The sequence below is a fragment of the Methanolobus psychrotolerans genome (genome assembly GCF_002243045.1).
GTDB lineage: Archaea > Halobacteriota > Methanosarcinia > Methanosarcinales > Methanosarcinaceae > Methanolobus > Methanolobus psychrotolerans.
In genome coordinates, this window is sequence record NZ_MBKP01000102.1 from 1 (window position 1) to 1,277 (window position 1,277).

Consider the following 1,277-nt stretch of genomic DNA (forward strand, 5'->3'; position numbering starts at 1 on the left):
AAAGCTCACCGATTATCAAAAAGAAGAACTAAAGAACATGCTACACAAGCGTGATGATTGGTCTACAAAAGAAGTCCGAGAACTCATTTATAATGAGTTTAAAGTTCAATACACTATTAAGCAAATATTAGTGATCTTGAAGAAGTTTGGCATGCATCATGCCAAACCATATACGCATGATCATCGAAGACCAGAAGACGCAGAAGATCGTTTAAAAAAAACTTACCGCTGATTGATGATAATTGCGTTGTCGGTTTTCTTGATGAATCGTCCCCTCAAACAACGTCAAATACAGTTCGTTTGTGGTCTTTCAATAAACCAGTCATGTTTAAAAACACAACCAAGCTAAAAGCAAACTCATTCGGGTTTTATTCATTGAATGGTAATTCTGTTATTGATTTCAAGGAACATTCAACTAAAGAGGACGTGTGCTCGTTTCTATCAACTATTAAAAACAGCAACATGGGAAAGAGAATAGTGATCATTCTTGACAATTTCAGATCACATCGGGCAAAAGATACAGTGGATTTCTCATTGGAAAATAATATCGAATTGGTCTATTTACCTCCATATTCGCCTGACCTGAACCCAATCGAATTCATCTGGAAGAGTGTCAAAAGAATAATTTCCTGTAATTTTATCAAAGATCTCGACCATATGAAAAAAATGATTGCTGAGACGTTTATTAGTTGTTCATCAAATCTTGGTTTTGCAAGAAAATGGATTGAGAAGTTTCTGGATAATAAGTTAGAAAAGTTAAGTAATTAACTATAAATCCAGTTATCGACAGTGATAACAAACCCATTCAATATGTCATTCGTCACAAGTGCTGAAGCTCAACCGCCTGACAATAAGCATTAGTAAAAGTGCTTTAAAAATAGGATAAGAACTCAGTTAGCATAAAAATTATAGTAGACCATCTATTTTTTACAAATGTAACTATTCAGCCATCCTTCCAGCAATTAAGTAAAAATCAATATACTATGACCTCATTTTAACGTTCAGAAAAAAGATTTTATTGATCTGAGGGGATTTGTATAGAACGGAAAGAAATACTTGCAGTTTATGAAGCTGGTCCGGAAGCAGTAGTAGAACTTGTAACCAGATTACTTGGGATCATTGGACAACAAAACCTTATCATTGAAAAACAAGCTCTACGTATTGCACTGCTTGAAGAATGTGTCAGGCATCTGGAAGAAATGCTTGAAAAGAACGGCAGTGTGGCGAATTTGCTGTAAATTGTAGTTTAAATTTTTGTAGCTAGTAGAAATAATTGC

2 protein-coding genes and 1 pseudogene are annotated in these 1,277 nt (G+C 34.5%); all 3 read left to right on the top strand.

Features of this window, described 5'->3' with window-relative positions; genetic code table 11:
• On the top strand, positions 1 to 232 hold a 232-nt coding region (locus tag BB781_RS15185), incomplete at its 5' end, for a winged helix-turn-helix domain-containing protein (RefSeq protein WP_207205314.1).
• Complete coding sequence (locus tag BB781_RS15190; RefSeq protein WP_242492688.1) at positions 232 to 768, top strand: IS630 family transposase; 537 nt, start codon at positions 232 to 234, stop codon at positions 766 to 768. The genes BB781_RS15185 and BB781_RS15190, both read left to right, overlap by 1 nt.
• A gap of 263 nt (positions 769 to 1,031) precedes the next feature.
• A pseudogene (locus BB781_RS16265) lies at positions 1,032 to 1,214 on the top strand (IS66 family transposase); the annotation flags it as partial.
• Positions 1,215 to 1,277 lie beyond the last annotated feature (63 nt).